General features: G+C 43.6%; 21 protein-coding genes and 1 rRNA gene. 19 read left to right on the forward strand and 3 right to left on the reverse strand.

The window, feature by feature from the left end; translation table 11 throughout:
- Positions 1-89: 89 nt before the first annotated feature.
- The 12 genes from infA (at position 90) to rpsI (ending at position 7362) form a co-directional block, all read left to right on the forward strand.
- Positions 90-308, forward strand: coding sequence for a translation initiation factor IF-1 (infA, locus tag AC623_RS00285; protein WP_049659390.1), 219 nt, complete (start codon positions 90-92; stop codon positions 306-308).
- A 34-nt stretch (positions 309-342) separates the two neighbouring features.
- On the forward strand, positions 343-456 hold the full coding sequence (rpmJ, locus tag AC623_RS00290; protein WP_000868344.1) for a 50S ribosomal protein L36: 114 nt from the start codon (positions 343-345) through the stop codon (positions 454-456).
- A 24-nt stretch (positions 457-480) separates the two neighbouring features.
- Positions 481-846, forward strand: a complete 366-nt coding sequence (gene rpsM, locus AC623_RS00295) for a 30S ribosomal protein S13 (RefSeq protein ID WP_049659392.1) — start codon at positions 481-483, stop codon at positions 844-846.
- Between the two features lie 25 nt (positions 847-871).
- Positions 872-1261, forward strand: coding sequence for a 30S ribosomal protein S11 (gene rpsK / locus AC623_RS00300; protein ID WP_041101845.1), 390 nt, complete (start codon positions 872-874; stop codon positions 1259-1261).
- Positions 1262-1432: 171 nt separating this feature from the next.
- Complete coding sequence (locus tag AC623_RS00305) at positions 1433-2377, forward strand: DNA-directed RNA polymerase subunit alpha (protein ID WP_049659393.1); 945 nt, start codon at positions 1433-1435, stop codon at positions 2375-2377.
- Positions 2378-2418: 41 nt separating this feature from the next.
- On the forward strand, positions 2419-2814 hold the full coding sequence (gene rplQ / locus AC623_RS00310) for a 50S ribosomal protein L17 (protein ID WP_049659394.1): 396 nt from the start codon (positions 2419-2421) through the stop codon (positions 2812-2814).
- A 270-nt stretch (positions 2815-3084) separates the two neighbouring features.
- Positions 3085-3924, forward strand: coding sequence for an energy-coupling factor ABC transporter ATP-binding protein (locus AC623_RS00315; RefSeq protein WP_049659396.1), 840 nt, complete (start codon positions 3085-3087; stop codon positions 3922-3924).
- Positions 3900-4769 (forward strand): energy-coupling factor ABC transporter ATP-binding protein, encoded by an 870-nt coding sequence (locus AC623_RS00320; RefSeq protein ID WP_049659397.1) that lies wholly within the window; start codon positions 3900-3902, stop codon positions 4767-4769. The genes AC623_RS00315 and AC623_RS00320 overlap by 25 nt, the downstream gene beginning before the upstream one ends.
- A complete protein-coding gene (locus AC623_RS00325) occupies positions 4766-5563 on the forward strand; it encodes an energy-coupling factor transporter transmembrane component T family protein (protein ID WP_049659400.1) in 798 nt (265 codons plus the stop codon). Before AC623_RS00320 ends, AC623_RS00325 begins: the two co-directional genes overlap by 4 nt.
- 13 nt (positions 5564-5576) lie before the next feature.
- Positions 5577-6314 carry a tRNA pseudouridine(38-40) synthase TruA gene (gene truA, locus AC623_RS00330; RefSeq protein WP_049659402.1) on the forward strand — a complete coding sequence of 246 codons (738 nt, stop codon included), beginning with the start codon at positions 5577-5579 and terminating at the stop codon, positions 6312-6314.
- A 195-nt stretch (positions 6315-6509) separates the two neighbouring features.
- Positions 6510-6947, forward strand: a complete 438-nt coding sequence (gene rplM / locus AC623_RS00335) for a 50S ribosomal protein L13 (protein ID WP_049659403.1) — start codon at positions 6510-6512, stop codon at positions 6945-6947.
- A gap of 22 nt (positions 6948-6969) precedes the next feature.
- Positions 6970-7362 carry a 30S ribosomal protein S9 gene (rpsI, locus tag AC623_RS00340; protein WP_049659405.1) on the forward strand — a complete coding sequence of 131 codons (393 nt, stop codon included), beginning with the start codon at positions 6970-6972 and terminating at the stop codon, positions 7360-7362.
- Positions 7363-7483: 121 nt separating this feature from the next.
- On the opposite strand, the gene AC623_RS00345 is transcribed toward rpsI, so the two are convergent.
- On the reverse strand, positions 7484-8755 hold the full coding sequence (locus tag AC623_RS00345) for a cation:dicarboxylate symporter family transporter (RefSeq protein WP_049659407.1): 1272 nt from the start codon (positions 8753-8755) through the stop codon (positions 7484-7486).
- 275 nt (positions 8756-9030) lie between these two features.
- On the opposite strand from AC623_RS00345, the gene AC623_RS00350 reads away from it, so the two are divergent.
- The 4 genes from AC623_RS00350 (at position 9031) to AC623_RS00360 (ending at position 11739) form a co-directional block, all read left to right on the forward strand.
- A complete protein-coding gene (locus tag AC623_RS00350; RefSeq protein WP_331456971.1) occupies positions 9031-9501 on the forward strand; it encodes a staygreen family protein in 471 nt (156 codons plus the stop codon).
- 118 nt (positions 9502-9619) lie between these two features.
- Complete coding sequence (locus tag AC623_RS21660) at positions 9620-9784, forward strand: hypothetical protein (RefSeq protein WP_176713644.1); 165 nt, start codon at positions 9620-9622, stop codon at positions 9782-9784.
- A 104-nt stretch (positions 9785-9888) separates the two neighbouring features.
- Positions 9889-10593 carry an N-acetylmuramoyl-L-alanine amidase CwlD gene (cwlD, locus tag AC623_RS00355; protein ID WP_049659408.1) on the forward strand — a complete coding sequence of 235 codons (705 nt, stop codon included), beginning with the start codon at positions 9889-9891 and terminating at the stop codon, positions 10591-10593.
- An 84-nt stretch (positions 10594-10677) separates the two neighbouring features.
- Positions 10678-11739: a P-loop NTPase gene (locus AC623_RS00360; RefSeq protein WP_049666110.1), complete on the forward strand. Its 1062-nt coding sequence runs from the start codon at positions 10678-10680 to the stop codon at positions 11737-11739.
- 54 nt (positions 11740-11793) lie between these two features.
- Here the strand turns inward: AC623_RS00360 and gerD are convergent, their stop codons facing one another.
- Positions 11794-12366, reverse strand: coding sequence for a spore germination lipoprotein GerD (gene gerD / locus AC623_RS00365; protein WP_053104050.1), 573 nt, complete (start codon positions 12364-12366; stop codon positions 11794-11796).
- A 143-nt stretch (positions 12367-12509) separates the two neighbouring features.
- Here gerD and AC623_RS00370 point away from each other — a divergent pair, with 143 nt between their 5' ends.
- On the forward strand, positions 12510-13121 hold the full coding sequence (locus AC623_RS00370) for a KinB-signaling pathway activation protein (RefSeq protein ID WP_049659410.1): 612 nt from the start codon (positions 12510-12512) through the stop codon (positions 13119-13121).
- A gap of 39 nt (positions 13122-13160) precedes the next feature.
- Here the strand turns inward: AC623_RS00370 and AC623_RS00375 are convergent, their stop codons facing one another.
- Complete coding sequence (locus AC623_RS00375; RefSeq protein WP_049659412.1) at positions 13161-13907, reverse strand: polysaccharide deacetylase family protein; 747 nt, start codon at positions 13905-13907, stop codon at positions 13161-13163.
- Positions 13908-14036: 129 nt separating this feature from the next.
- Here AC623_RS00375 and AC623_RS00380 point away from each other — a divergent pair, with 129 nt between their 5' ends.
- A complete protein-coding gene (locus AC623_RS00380; protein ID WP_049659413.1) occupies positions 14037-14291 on the forward strand; it encodes a hypothetical protein in 255 nt (84 codons plus the stop codon).
- 471 nt (positions 14292-14762) lie between these two features.
- A 16S ribosomal RNA gene (locus AC623_RS00385) occupies positions 14763-16316 on the forward strand.
- Positions 16317-16510: the final 194 nt, after the last annotated feature.

A 16510-nucleotide genomic window follows, 5' to 3' on the forward strand; every position in this document is an offset into this window, starting at 1 on the left:
GCTCCAGAAGTTGGTTCAAGTAGAGTCTAATAACCAGGGCCGCCTGATTTGCAGCGGGTTCTGTATGAAAAGAGAAGGGAGAGTAAAGAATGGCGAAAGACGATGTAATTGAAATTGAAGGTACTGTAGTTGAAACTTTGCCTAACGCTATGTTTAAGGTAGAGTTGGAAAATGGTCATACAGTTCTTGCCCATGTATCTGGAAAGATCCGTATGCACTTTATTCGTATTCTGCCTGGAGATAAGGTAACAGTTGAACTTTCTCCTTACGATTTAACTCGCGGCCGTATTACTTACCGCTATAAATAACTTATGCACTCCGGACTATAAGGAGGTTGGAAAAATGAAAGTGAGACCATCAGTTAAGCCAATCTGTGAGAAATGTAAAGTCATTCGCAGACGCGGCAAAGTAATGGTTATTTGTGAAAACCCTAAACATAAACAAAAACAAGGTTAATTTGAATAGGAGGTGCACATTCATATGGCACGTGTAGCAGGTGTTGATATTCCACGCGACAAGCGTGTAGTTATCTCATTAACTTACATCTACGGTATTGGCAGATCAACTGCCCAAAAAATCCTGGCGGAAGCTGGTGTTTCTGAAGACACTCGTGTACGTGATTTAACAGAAGACGAATTAAATAAAATTCGTGAGATCATTGACAAATTAAAAGTTGAGGGTGATCTTCGTCGTGAAGTATCTCTTAACATTAAACGTTTAATGGAGATCGGTTCTTACCGTGGTATCCGTCACCGTCGTGGTTTACCAGTTCGTGGACAAAATACGAAGAACAATGCTCGTACTCGTAAAGGTCCTCGTAAAACTGTAGCTAACAAGAAAAAATAATTGGTAAAGGAGGTCAATGTTAAACATGGCTCGTAAACAACAATCTCGTAAGCGTCGTGTGAAAAAGAATATTGAATTAGGTATTGCACACATTCGCTCAACATTTAACAATACAATCGTAACAATTACAGACGTTCATGGTAATGCTCTCGCTTGGTCTAGTGCAGGTGCCCTTGGATTTAGAGGCTCCCGTAAATCTACTCCATTCGCGGCTCAAATGGCTGCTGAAACAGCTGCCAAAGCATCTATGGAACATGGCATGAAATCTCTTGAAGTAACAGTTAAAGGTCCTGGTTCTGGCCGTGAAGCTGCTATCCGTGCTTTACAAGCTGCAGGTCTTGAAGTAACTGCTATCAAAGACGTTACTCCTGTTCCTCACAACGGATGCCGCCCTCCAAAACGTCGCCGTGTTTAATTTTCCTGTATAATAATTATATCTTTGGCAATAATGGGATATAATTGAATGTTGCGCTCGTTACAGGACTACTAAACCAGTTGTGGTGCACAGTCGGGAACGTAAACATGGGGAAATTTCGGTTGGACCATCCAAGCCGGAGTTTCGACGTAATGAAGGAGGTATAATTGAATGATCGAAATTGAAAAGCCAAAAATTGAAACGGTCGAGATCAGCGATGATGCCACTCATGGGAAATTCGTCGTAGAACCACTTGAGCGTGGGTATGGTACAACTTTGGGTAACTCCTTACGTCGTATACTATTATCTTCACTTCCAGGTGCTGCGGTTACTTCTATTCAAATTGATGGAGTACTGCATGAGTTCTCAACGATTGAAGGTGTCGTGGAAGATGTAACATCTATTATCTTAAACATTAAGAAACTGGCGCTCAAAATCTACTCAGATGAAGAGAAAACGCTAGAAATAGATGTACAAGGAAGCGGCGTGGTGACAGCTGCTGATATTACGCATGACAGTGATGTGGAGATTTTAAATCCTGATTTGCATATTGCTACTTTAGGAGAGAATGCTCATTTCCGCATGCGTCTTACTGCACAGCGTGGAAGAGGCTATAATCCAGCTGATCAAAATAAAAAGGAAGATCATCCAATTGGTGTCATTCCAGTTGACTCCATCTACACTCCGGTTGCCCGTGTAAACTATCAAGTGGAAAGCACACGCGTGGGGCAGTTGACAAATTATGATAAACTCTCATTGGATGTGTGGACTGATGGCAGTATCGGCCCGAAAGAAGCTATTTCTTTAGGTGCCAAAATTTTAAGTGAACACTTAAATATCTTCGTCGGCTTAACAGATGAAGCTCAAAATGCTGAAATTATGGTAGAAAAAGAAGAAGACCAAAAAGAAAAAGTTCTAGAAATGACAATTGAAGAACTTGATCTTTCCGTCCGTTCTTACAACTGCTTAAAGCGTGCTGGCATCAATACGGTGCAAGAGCTTGCTAATAAGAGTGAAGAAGATATGATGAAGGTCCGAAATCTTGGCCGTAAATCACTTGAAGAAGTGAAAGCAAAGCTGGATGAGCTCGGATTAGGCTTAAGAAAAGAAGATTAAAAATCGAATAAAAGTAAAATTCAACAAAGGAGGGTATCTTCATGGCTTACAGAAAGCTAGGACGTACAAGCGCTCAGCGTAAAGCGATGCTTCGTGACTTGACAACTGATTTAATCATCAGTGAGCGTATTGAAACAACTGAAGCACGTGCAAAAGAGCTTCGCTCAGTTGTCGAAAAAATGATTACACTTGGTAAACGCGGTGATTTACACGCACGCCGCCAAGCAGCTGCATTCCTTCGCAACGAAGTAGCATCAACTGTTGAAGTTGAAGGTAAAGACGGCAAGACAAAAGAAAAACCAGTTTATGCATTGCAAAAACTTTTCTCTGATGTGGCTCCTCGTTACAGCGAGCGCCAAGGCGGTTACACGCGCATCATGAAAATCGGTCCTCGTCGTGGTGACGGTGCACCAATGGTTATTATTGAGCTTGTTTAATTTTCAGTAAAACCACTACAAGGGCAGAACCTTCCAGCGCGGTTGTGTTTTGCCCTTTTCTCATAATTTTCGCTGAAGACTGAGCATTTGAAGCTAGAGCGTTACGATGAGCATTTTTTAGATGACTCGTCTAGCTCATGTACCCCTTCCACTCTTAATCCGTTTAAGAGGCCCTTTTGCGGGCAGGAATTTTTCTTTGGAATGGGGTGCGGGCTTTTTTTGTATTCAGAATCTTTTGACCGTCTACTCAGCTGAGAAAAGAGGGAAGTCATGAAAGAGAACATAATTTCCATCAATCACGTCCATTTTCGTTACCCAGGGCAAACGGCATATGCTCTAAAAGACGTTAGCTTGAATGTAGCGAAAGGAGAATGGTTGGCTATTGTGGGGCATAACGGCTCAGGGAAGTCGACGCTTGCGAAAATGTTAAATGGCCTCCATTATCCAGAAGAAGGCCAAGTAACGATCTGTAATTTTCCTTTAAAAGATGAATTTGTTTGGGATATACGTAGACGTCTTGGCATGGTTTTTCAAAACCCCGATAACCAGTTTGTTGGCACAACAGTACAAGATGATGTGGCTTTTGGGTTAGAAAACAATGGAATACCTCATGAAGTGATGGTAGAACGAGTAAAAACATCCCTTCAACGCGTAGGCATGCTTGATTTTCTGAATCAAGAGCCGCACCATCTTTCCGGTGGACAAAAGCAGCGTGTAGCGATTGCCGGCGTGATTGCCCTTCAGCCAGACATTATTTTATTGGACGAAGCCACATCGATGCTCGATCCGCGTGGAAGAGAAGAAGTGCTTCGAACTGTTCGACAGTTAAAGGAAGAGCAAGATTTAACGGTCATCTCGATCACCCACGACCTGGAAGAAGCCTCTCGTGCTGATCGTATTATTGTGTTGAATAAAGGGTCCGTTTACCGGGAGGGGACACCTGAAGAAATTTTTCAAATGAATGAGGAATTAATTAAATTAGGTCTTGACGTGCCTTTTCCAGTCAAGCTAAGTGAGATCCTCCGTTTGCAAGATTTCGAGATTGCGAGTAATTATTTATCAGAAGAAGAGCTGGTGAGAGAGCTATGGACATCCAACTTCAAGAAGTAGAATACCGCTATGCAGCAGGAACACCTTTTGAACGCCTCGCTATTGAGGACGTTAGCTTTGCCATTCCAGAAGGAGTATTCTTAGCGGTAGTCGGTCATACGGGCTCTGGAAAGTCAACGATTATCCAGCACTTGAATGCTTTACTGCGACCGACAAAGGGACAAGTTGTCATTGGAGATCGGGTTATTTCAGCAGGGAAGAAAGAAAAAAACTTGAAGTCCGTTCGCAAAAAAGTAGGAACCGTCTTTCAGTTTCCTGAACATCAGCTATTTGAAGAAACGGTTGAGAAAGATATTTGCTATGGGCCGATTAATTTCGGAATACCAGAGGAAGAAGCAAAAAAGCGAGCCCGTTCATTAATTAGCCAAGTAGGCCTGCCCGAAGAGGTGCTGCAAAAGTCTCCTTTTGATTTATCAGGCGGCCAAATGAGACGGGTAGCGATTGCCGGTGTCCTGGCGATGGAGCCGGAAGTTCTTGTGCTTGATGAGCCGACAGCTGGCTTGGATCCCCGGGGGCGAAAAGAAATTATGGATATGTTCTATACTCTTCATCAAGAGCGTGGACTTTCTACTATATTAGTTACCCACAGCATGGAGGATGCGGCTTTATATGCCGATGAGATGATTGTCATGCATAAAGGGAGAGTACAGAAGCAAGGAAAACCGAGAGATCTGTTTTCACAGCCGGATGAACTCGCTGCCTTCGGACTCAGTGTTCCGGAAGTAGTCCGGTTCCAACATCGCTTTGAAGCGTTAGCTGGCATGAAGCTCGACAGGACCTGCTTAACGATCGAGGAGTTGGCTGAGGAGCTAGCACGCGCAAAAAAGCGGGGTGAAGACAGATGATGGAAAAAATGATTTTTGGCCGTTATTTGCCGCTTCAATCACCTGTTCATGAGCTGGATCCGCGGGCAAAGCTATTATTTATCTTCGGCTTTGTGATTGTTGTTTTTCTAGCAAACAATATTCTGTCCTATGGGATATTAGCGTTTTTTACTCTTCTGTGCATTTATCTATCAAGAATAAATATCCGCTTTTTGCTTTCTGGGCTGAAGCCGGTCATTTGGATTATCGCTTTCACTTTTTTGCTCCATATCTTTTTAACAAAAGAGGGAGATGTACTGTTTAATATTGGTTTCTTAAAGATCTATGAAGGCGGAGTTAGACAGGGGGCATTTATTTCCCTGCGGTTTTTACTCTTAATTTTGGTTACGTCCTTGCTGACGTTAACTACTTCCCCTATTTCGATTACGGACGGGCTGGAAAGCTTACTGAACCCATTTAAAAAGCTGAAGCTGCCGGTACATGAATTGGCGCTTATGATGTCGATTTCCTTGCGTTTTATTCCAACCTTAATGGATGAAACGGATAAGATTATGAAAGCCCAAATCGCAAGAGGAGCCGACTTTTCAAGCGGTCCAATCAAGGAGCGGGTAAAAGCGGTTGTTCCTTTGCTAATCCCCTTATTTGTCAGCTCGTTTAAGCGGGCTGAAGAGTTAGCCGTAGCGATGGAAGCGCGTGGCTACCGTGGAGGAGAGGGACGGACAAAATACCGCCTGCTGCATTGGCAGGGAAAAGACAGTGCTGCCCTTGTGCTGCTGCTTGTGTTGGCTGCCCTTTTATGGTGGGCAAGAAGTTAATGGAGTGGATGATATGCCGCGAGTAAAGTGTACGATCGCTTATGATGGGGCAAAATTTTCTGGTTATCAAGTTCAGCCGAATAGCCGAACCGTGCAAGAAGAGCTGGAGAAAGCACTAGCTCTTATCCATAAAGGCTCGGAGATAAAAGTAACGGCGTCTGGCCGGACAGATGCGGGTGTGCACGCCAGAGGACAAGTGATCCATTTTGATACATCACTGGCTATTCCCGACGCTCGCTGGCCGTCAGCTCTTAATAGCCGTCTTCCAGGGGATATAGCTGTGAAACAAGCTGAAACGGTTCCTGACTCCTTTCACGCCCGTTTTTCGGCTGTAGGCAAGGAATACCGCTATAAGATTTATCAGGATCAAGTCCGTGACCCGTTTAACCGTTTTTATGCATGCCATTCTCCAGTGAAATTGAATACGTCCCTTATGGAAGAAGCAGGCCGCCAGTTAATCGGTACTTATGATTTTACGAGCTTCTGTTCAGCAAAGACAGAAGTCGAGGATAAAGTGAGGACCATTACGAAATTAGAGGTGGTCGAAAAGGGAGAAGAGATTGAACTGCGAGTGGCAGGGAGCGGATTTTTATATAATATGGTCCGGATCATTGCGGGGACGTTAATGGAGGCAGGAAAGGGAAAAATCAGTCCTGACGATATTTCCTCTATTTTAGCGGGGCGAGACCGGTCGCTAGCGGGAAAAACAGCACCAGCAGAAGGGCTGTTTTTGTGGAAAGTGTTTTATTAGCGCTTTTTAGGCCGCTGTGGTCATGGCAACTAGCCCGGGTGTCACATTTTTTCTTGACATTGACTTCTGGAAGTTATATTATATCCTATGGTACGTTATTTAACCCCACGATAAGCCCCGGAAACTTATTCGTGATATAAATAAAATACAATGAACAATGAAACAATTAATAAATTTTTAGGAGGACAAATACCAATGCGTACGACTTATATGGCGAAAGCAAGCGAAATCGAACGTAAATGGTACGTGATCGACGCTGCAGGTCAAACACTTGGCCGTCTTTCCAGCGAAGTTGCGTCAATTTTACGCGGTAAACATAAACCAACATTCACACCACACGTTGACACTGGTGATCACGTAATCATCATCAATGCAGAAAAAATCGAATTAACAGGTAACAAATTAGCGGACAAAATCTACTACCGTCACAGCATGTATCCAGGCGGTTTAAAAACTCGTACTGCTAACGAAATGCGTACAAACTACCCTGAAAGAATGCTTGAGCTTGCTATCAAAGGCATGCTTCCAAAAGGCTCTTTAGGTCGTCAAATGGCTAAAAAATTACATGTATACGCTGGTCCTGAACATAAGCACCAAGCACAACAACCGGAAGTTTACGAACTTCGCGGCTAATTATTAAGAGGAGGTTATTATCTTGGCACAAGTTCAATATATCGGAACAGGTCGCCGCAAGAGCTCTGTTGCTCGCGTGCGCTTAGTACCTGGAGACGGCAAAATCGTCATCAATGGTCGTGACGTAGAAAACTATATCCCATTCGAAGCATTACGCACAGTAATCAAGCAGCCGCTTGTAGCAACTGAAACAACTGGCAGCTATGATGTACTTGTAAACGTACACGGAGGCGGCTACACTGGTCAAGCTGGAGCAATCCGTCATGGTATCGCACGTGCGCTTCTTAATGTAGATCCTGAATACCGTGCTGTATTAAAGCGTGCTGGCTACTTAACTCGTGATGCCCGCATGAAAGAACGTAAAAAATACGGTCTTAAAGCAGCTCGTCGTGCACCTCAGTTCTCAAAACGTTAATTTTGGCGTTTCAAAAACTCTCAACCATTTTGGTTGGGGGTTTTTTTATTTGTCCGCAGGAGGAGAAGAGCTTTTAAATAAAAAAAGTCCGGCTTTCCTTATAGAAAGCCGGACGATCTACTTATTTGTAGGTTTCATAGTAGGCCGCTCGCTTCAGATCATTGAAGCGGTGTTCCCACTTGGAGATCACGATGGTTGCCAGAGAGTTCCCAACCACATTGACGACAGTACGAGCCATATCGAGCAGCCGATCGATTCCGGCGATGAAGGCAAGTCCTTCGAGCGGGATGCCGACCGAACCAAGCGTGGCTAACAGAACGACAAATGAGACACCTGGCACACCAGCGATCCCCTTCGAAGTGACCATGAGAACCAGAACGAGGGTAATCTGGTGTACAATACTCAAATGAATATCATACATCTGGGCGATGAATAGTGCAGCAATCGCTTGGTAAAGTGTAGAACCATCCAAATTAAATGAGTAGCCCGTTGGAATAACAAACGAGACAATGTCTTTGGGGCTCCCGAACTTTTCCATTTTTTCGATAATCTTTGGCAATACGGTCTCCGAGCTTGACGTTGAGTAGGCGAGCAGCAGCTCATCCTTTAAAACTCGAAGAAGGTGGAAGATATTAATACCTATTAGTTTGGCAATCCCGCCAAGCACGACCAGAATGAAGAAGATCATGGTGGCATAGACGAGAATCATTAGCTTTCCGAGCGGCACTAGCGAAGCCAGGCCGAATTTGGAGACTGTCACGGCGATTAGTCCGAATACGCCAAACGGTGCAAATCTCATAATCAGATTTGTCACCCAGAACATCGCATCGGCTACCCCCTCAAAGAAGGCCAGCACGGGTTTCCCTTTATCGCCGATCGCTGCAATTCCCAATCCGAAGAGGACAGTGAAGAAAATAATTTGCAGCATATTGGTGTTTGCCATTGAGTCGACAATGTTTGTGGGAACGATATTTACGAGGGTCTGTAGGGCGCCGTGATCCTCACTTTCTACTTCTTTCGTGGTTTTTACATATTGGTCGATATCCCCTTTTTCTAAGCTCGACATATCAACGCCAGAGCCAGGGTGGAACAGGTTCGCAGCCAGCAGACCGACCAGAATGGCAACGGTCGTTACCGCCTCAAAATAGAGAATGGTCTTTCCGCCAATTTTACCTAACTGTTTCAGGTCTCCCGTGCCTGCCACCCCTAAAACGAGTGTAGATACGATAATCGGCACAACAATCATTTTAATCATATTCAGGAATATCGTTCCGAGCGGCTGCAAATACTTCTCCACACCTGGGTGTCCGTAAAATACCGCTCCGACGATAATCCCTAAAATTAAACCGGCTAAAATTTGATAAGCCAGTGAAAATCTAAATTTCTTTCTCATATTGATACCCTACTTTCTCATCCACTTTAATCCTAATCTTGCACCTTTTCTTTTCTTCCCTGTTTTAAATTTTTTCACACCTGTCAAAAAAATATTTTAGTAAAAAGCCGGGCAATACATATGTTTACTATGTAAGGTTCCTTGAGAAAGCTCTTAAACACCCGCTGGCCTTGAGCAAACGGAGGAAAAGGCCGTTCTATTATGAAGGAGCGGAAGATATGCTAGGTGTATAAAGGTCAAGAGGTCATTTATTGACAAAGGGAGGCTCGATATCTATGTTTGATCCACAGAAATTATCCGTGCAGCTTTTATCTCCCGCTACGTCTATGCAGCCGGTAGAAGGAAGAAAATATACGCTCACTCATTCGGATGTAACAGGGGAATTGTTTTTGGCTACTGGGTATGTATATAACTACAAGGCCATTAACTGGAAAATGCGGGATGAGGTGCTGGCTGAATGGAAAAAAGATCGTGAAGGGCGGCTTCGGTTAGCCGGAAAGGCGTATGTCGACGGTGGAGAATTCGGAAAGGAGGCGTCGGGTCTCCGGTTTAATATCTTTCAGAAGGAAATGGGTACAGCGATCAAAGGGATCGTATACGGCGATTTGCAGTTTTACCATCACTATCCGGCTTTGCTTGATGCTCCTATCTTTATCCATTATGAGTCCGCTTATCCGCCATACAATAAAATCTTTTACTATGGCACCCCACACCAGTACATAAACCAAATCACTCAAGGTTCCTAAGCGAGCGCTGACTTCTTTGGCCAGGGCTTTTTTGTATTGAGGCTAGCCGTTGAATATGAAGTCGGAGAACAGGGGACGCTACTATTAACCATCATAGTGAAAAGGAAGAGGTGATGAGATGGCTAAACGTAAAGCGGAGAAAAATGCAGTAGAAAAGTATGCCAAAACGCCGAAAAAGAATATCGAAGAAGCGGATTATTCTGTAGAGTTTGCGGCAGGAGAAGATCCGATGAAAGGGGCTAACCGTAACTCCAACCATGGCCGGGAAGGCAGAGGCAACTAACCGTGAAGAGGGTGTTTTAATAACATCCTCTTTTTTGTGCCTGCATTCATAATTCCTTGTCTTGTCCCATATGATGACAACAGGAGGGGAAAAGGGGGAGTTGGATGAAAGGATGGAAAAGGTGGATTGCTTTTTTAATGGGCAGTGCCATCCTTGTTTTCGTCATTCAATTTTTAAATGAAAATTATATGTCTTGGAAGCCGTGGAGCATGCCGCTTTCAGGGAAAATTATTTACTTAGACGCCGGGCATGGAGGACCTGATGGCGGAGCAGGAGATCAAGAAGCACTTGAGAAAGATATTGCCCTGTCTATTACGAAGAAAGTACGAGATTATTTGCAGGGGCAGGGGGCGATTGTATTAATGACGAGAGAAAAAGATGTAGATCTTGCTCCTGCCGATATGCAGACCTATCGCTCGCGCAAAACGGAAGATTTAAAAAAGAGGCTGCAATTGATCAACGAGTCGGAAGCGGACCTGTTTGTCAGCATTCATTTAAATGCTATTCCCTCTCCGCGTTGGAGGGGTGCCCAAACATTTTATGCCCCTCATATAGAGGAGAATAAAGAATTAGCTAAAGCCCTTCAATATGAACTTGTCTTAAATCTTGAGAATACGAATAGAGAAGCAAAGGCGATTAACCACGTATATTTATTGAAATATGCAAAGAAGCCAGGAGCATTGGTGGAGGTTGGTTTCTTGTCTAATCCGGCAGAGAAACAAGATTTATTAACAGAAGAGTATCAGGATAAAGTGGCAGCGTCTATTTACAAAGGAATCATGAATCATCTGGATGATAGAGGGGGATAAGGGCGTATAAGCTCTATCCTTTTTTTGATGGTTGGTTATGATATACTGTAAGAGAAAATAAGGAGATAAAGGATGGTGGAAAGTGTGTTAACGATAGAGCAAGTAAGAGATATCTTAGGTCAAATGAATGACCCCTTTTTACATAAAACATTAGCAGAAACAAACGGCATCGTCGACATCAGCATAAAAGAAGAAAAGCAGCATGTTAGCGTGAAAGTAGCTATTGCTAAGACAGGTACAGCGGAGCAGCTGCAATTTCAAATGCAAATTGTGGAGGCGTTAAAAGCAGCCGGTGCCAACACGGTCGGTATCCGCTTTACGGAGCTTCCTGAAGAGGTACTCGCTCAATACCGCGGTTCAGAAAGTAACCAAGGCGGCCATAGTTTACTTTCACCGGAAAGCCAAACAACGTTTATTGCGATTGCAAGTGGCAAAGGCGGAGTCGGTAAGTCAACGGTTTCTGTTAACCTTGCTGTTGCTCTTGCCCGCTTAGGGAAAAGAGTCGGACTTGTAGATGCTGATATCTACGGGTTTAGTGTACCTGACATGATGGGCATTGAGCAGCGTCCTGTCGTGCGTGGAGACAAAATTGTCCCTGTAGAGCGTTTTGGGGTAAAAGTGATTTCTATGGGCTTTTTTGTAGAAGATAACGCTCCTGTTATTTGGCGTGGTCCGATGCTTGGGAAAATGCTTAATAACTTCTTTGAAGAAGTAGAGTGGGGCGAGCTGGATTACTTATTGCTTGATTTACCGCCAGGAACAGGCGATGTGGCGCTTGATGTTCATTCTATGATTCCTCATTCGAAAGAGATCATCGTCTCTACTCCGCATCCGACAGCTGCATTTGTTGCGGCTCGTGCGGGAGCGATGGCTTTGCGAACAGATCATGAAGTCATTGGTGTCATTGAAAATATGGCGTATTTTGAAAGCAAGAAAACCGGGGAAAAAGAATACGTCTTCGGACGCGGCGGCGGAGATAAACTAGCGGAAGAGCTGCGAACAGAAGTATTAGGAAGACTCCCGCTTGAACAGCCGGATTGGAATGAAGAAGAGTTTGCGCCATCTATCTATGCAGAAGACCACAAACTTGGAAAGATCTATCAAGAGATCGCGGAAAAAGTGATCGGTAAATTAAACAGTAAATAAAAAGGACAGCCAGTGAGTTTTCACTGGCTGTTTCTTTTACTATGAACCGCCGCTTTATTTTTTCTCTTTCCCGCCGCCTGCCGCTTCTTCTGTAGCTGCCTTTAGCAATATATCCTGTATTTTGGCTTTATATAGAGGACTGGTAAATGTCTCATCCATTACTGTTTGCAAATGTTCTCGGTATTCTTTGCTTTTTAACAGCTTGGTGACACTCTTTTGGTATTCTGGGTCTTGCATAATACTCAGCATCATATCTTGATATTGGGGATCCTTCATAAGTGCTTTTAGTAAATCTTCTTGTTCTTTCCTCATTCCCTTAGCAATCGAACTGGCGAATGCCGGATCTTTAAAAGCTTCTTTCCAAAACTTCTCTCCTTTTTCGGAGACCAACGTATCTTCAATGGTTTTTGTAACCATTTCCTGATCTAAAACAAGCTGTTGCTTTACTTTTTCATCCTGCATTATGTCCTGAAGAGCTTTTTTACCATCATCGGTTTTTAATATATCAACGACCATTTTTTTAGTCGCATCATAATCCATTTGAGCATTTCCGGTATCGACCGCGCCCCCTCCGCAAGCCGCCAAGAAAAAAATAAGAAAGAGGAGCGGCAAGACAGGTTTCCACATAAAGAAGCTCCTTTCTGGGCTTTTCTTATTGTTAATATAAGCAACCGTAAAGAAATTATTCAGAGCTGAACGAGTGCCTAGATTTTTTTTATGTTCATTGTTACAATCAGGGGAGGCATAACTATATAGTTGGGGGTAACAAGGTGACAATCCGGAATTGGGTGAGGTTTTTTGTACATACATTATTGATTGGCGGGCTAGCTGCCAGCATCCTCGGCTTTTTTATTCGTTGGGATGAATTAGCTCCGTTAATTAGTACGGGCGGATGGAAGGATATTTTTTCGATCTTAACGTGGCATGTATTCGTTGGTTTCACGTTTAGCGTCATTAGTCAGATGGGATTTTTTGCGTATTTAACGGTTCATCAATTTGGAGCGAGCATGTTTCGTTCTTTTTGGAACACGGTACAATTTGTGATCATTGCATTCGTTTTATTCGACCTTATTTATTTTCGATTTCAGGCGTTTGCCGATAAAGGGGAATCGCTTCTTTCTTATATGGGTTTAGCGATTTTACTTTTAGCAGTTGGTCTTATTATTGCTTTTTATAAAGCAAAACAATCCAATAAAAGTGTATTTATTTCTGCCTTATTTTTCATGGTAGTAGTGACGGTGTTAGAATGGCTGCCGGTACTTCAGGCGAATGAAACGAAGTGGCTTTATATTATGTTATTTACTTTATTGCCATGCAATGCATTTCAATTGCTGGCTTTGCCTAAATATAATCAACGTATATCTCAAAAAAGCGGAGCCTAAAGGCTCCGCTTTTTTAGTGTTTATCTGGGTTCCCTTGCGTTAGGGAATAAGCTTTGTTTCCACTTCACCATTTGAGATTAACTCAGACACCGTAACCAGCTTGCCAGCGGACTGGGAAGTTTCGATAATTTTAGGAAGGACTGCATTTGTTTGCTTGGCTGAGTCAGATGCATGCATAAAGATGATATCCCCATTTTTAGCTTCTTTTACCTTGGATAAAATAACGGAAGTCCCTGGATTTCTCCAATCATTTGTATCAATGCTCCAATGAACATAGGTTAAATTCATATCGTTGGCTATTTTGAGTACTTCTTGGTTAAAATGGCCAGTCGGCGCCCGAAGCAATTTAACGTCTTCAATTTGCAGCTTTTTAAATACTTCTTGTGCTTTAAGTAAGTCTTTCCTAATTTCCTCTTTTTCCATAGACGTATAATCTACATAGTTATATCCAAGCAGGCCAATTTCAAAATGATGATCCTTCATTTTTTTTACAAGATCCGGATGGCGTTCTGCCCAAGAAGCGGACAAGAAGAAAGTTGCTTTTGCTTTATGCCGTATCAATGTTTGTAGAATTTGTGCAGCTTTTTCATCTCCCCATCCAATATCAAAGGTTAAGGCAACTCCATTTTCTCCTTTATAAATTGCTTTCGGAGGCTCTTTTTCTAAAAAAACGGGAATACTTAAAAAATTTTGGGTAAACAATAAAATAGCTGTGAAAAATGAGACAGAAATGAGCAACAAGAGCTGTTTTGTTTTTTTCATATGCAATGTATAAAAGAAAGTCATGCTCTCCCTCCGCTAAAGTTATCTTATTCAACTTTATGAGCATGTACACAAATATTATGACAAACAAATAGATTTACCGAATAGCATAGTAGTATGACACTGAAATAAAAAAGAAAAATGGGTGATAAGATGTTGGGATTGTTAATTAACGAAGAAGAAAAAAGAGAAATCTATTATTTAATCAAACGCGAAATGGATGAAATTTTATTCGATCTTGGTGATTCCCGAATAGATGAATCTGTTAAAAGCTCTATGAGAAAAAAATATATGCGTCTATTTAAATTGTTTAAGAGAGTAGCGGCTGAAGAAGAGTGTATGAAATACTTGGCGTATAAAATATCAGCTGAAAAAAACCAATCATCAGCCTCCTCTTTTGACGCATAAGGAGCTAGATTTGGAAATTACGAGAAAAGAGGTATTTGGAATAGCACGAATAGGGAGTAATACAGGAAGAATAAATAAAAAGAGTTTAATCATCCAACCAAGAAACCCAGTCAAGAGCAGCCCGTATTATGGACAAGGAAGTTAAGGTCGGTCTTAATATTAATAAAGAGACTGACCTTTTTCTATCTAAATGATCTTAGTGTTTCTAAGCAGTATTATGAAAAACAAAATATAAATTAAATAACTTGTTGACAGGGATATTTCATTCATGTTAAATTACTAATTGTCGCTGCAAACAAAGCAACTAAGCGGCGAATAAAAAAACGAAAATAACTGTTGACTTTCAGGTTGAAAACATGATATGATAGTCAAGTCGCTGTTAAAGCGAGTTAGAAATTGATCTTTGAAAACTGAACAAAATACATGCCAGTAAGTTAATTCTTATTTTAAATTATGAGCAAGTCAAACATCTTTTTGGAGAGTTTGATCCTGGCTCAGGACGAACGCTGGCGGCGTGCCTAATACATGCAAGTCGAGCGGACTTGACGGAGCTTGCTCTGTTCAAGTTAGCGGCGGACGGGTGAGTAACACGTGGGTAACCTGCCTGTAAGACTGGGATAACTCCGGGAAACCGGGGCTAATACCGGATATTCTTTCTTCTCCGCATGGAGAAGGATGGAAAGGCGGCTTCGGCTGTCACTTACAGATGGACCCGCGGCGCATTAGCTAGTTGGTGGGGTAATGGCCCACCAAGGCGACGATGCGTAGCCGACCTGAGAGGGTGATCGGCCACACTGGGACTGAGACACGGCCCAGACTCCTACGGGAGGCAGCAGTAGGGAATCTTCCGCAATGGACGAAAGTCTGACGGAGCAACGCCGCGTGAGTGAAGAAGGTTTTCGGATCGTAAAGCTCTGTTGTTAGGGAAGAACAAGTACGGGAGTAACTGTCCGTACCTTGACGGTACCTAACCAGAAAGCCACGGCTAACTACGTGCCAGCAGCCGCGGTAATACGTAGGTGGCAAGCGTTGTCCGGAATTATTGGGCGTAAAGCGCGCGCAGGCGGCTTCTTAAGTCTGATGTGAAAGCCCACGGCTCAACCGTGGAGGGTCATTGGAAACTGGGAGGCTTGAGTGCAGAAGAGGAGAGCGGAATTCCACGTGTAGCGGTGAAATGCGTAGAGATGTGGAGGAACACCAGTGGCGAAGGCGGCTCTCTGGTCTGTAACTGACGCTGAGGCGCGAAAGCGTGGGGAGCGAACAGGATTAGATACCCTGGTAGTCCACGCCGTAAACGATGAGTGCTAAGTGTTGGAGGGTTTCCGCCCTTCAGTGCTGCAGCTAACGCATTAAGCACTCCGCCTGGGGAGTACGGTCGCAAGACTGAAACTCAAAGGAATTGACGGGGGCCCGCACAAGCGGTGGAGCATGTGGTTTAATTCGAAGCAACGCGAAGAACCTTACCAGGTCTTGACATCCCGCTGACCGGTCTGGAGACAGATCTTTCCCTTCGGGGACAGCGGTGACAGGTGGTGCATGGTTGTCGTCAGCTCGTGTCGTGAGATGTTGGGTTAAGTCCCGCAACGAGCGCAACCCTTGATCTTAGTTGCCAGCATTCAGTTGGGCACTCTAAGGTGACTGCCGGTGACAAACCGGAGGAAGGTGGGGATGACGTCAAATCATCATGCCCCTTATGACCTGGGCTACACACGTGCTACAATGGATGGTACAAAGGGCTGCAAGACCGCAAGGTTTAGCCAATCCCATAAAACCATTCTCAGTTCGGATTGCAGGCTGCAACTCGCCTGCATGAAGCCGGAATCGCTAGTAATCGCGGATCAGCATGCCGCGGTGAATACGTTCCCGGGCCTTGTACACACCGCCCGTCACACCACGAGAGTTTGCAACACCCGAAGTCGGTGGGGTAACCCTTACGGGAGCCAGCCGCCTAAGGTGGGGCAGATGATTGGGGTGAAGTCGTAACAAGGTAGCCGTATCGGAAGGTGCGGCTGGATCACCTCCTTTCTAAGGAAATTGTGAAATGTGACAGGCTCGTCCCCACAGAGTAGCAACAGAGAACATCGTTCTCACAAACGAATTAACGGCACTGTTTTTTGTTCAGTTTTGAAGGATGAATTCCTTCTATATAGGTAAGCAAACTTGTTCTTTGAAAACTGGATAATATCGTATAAAAGTAACCAAGCAATAACCGAGTAATC

Source organism: Bacillus sp. FJAT-27231 (assembly GCF_001183975.1).
Classification (GTDB): domain Bacteria; phylum Bacillota; class Bacilli; order Bacillales; family Domibacillaceae; genus Pseudobacillus; species Pseudobacillus wudalianchiensis.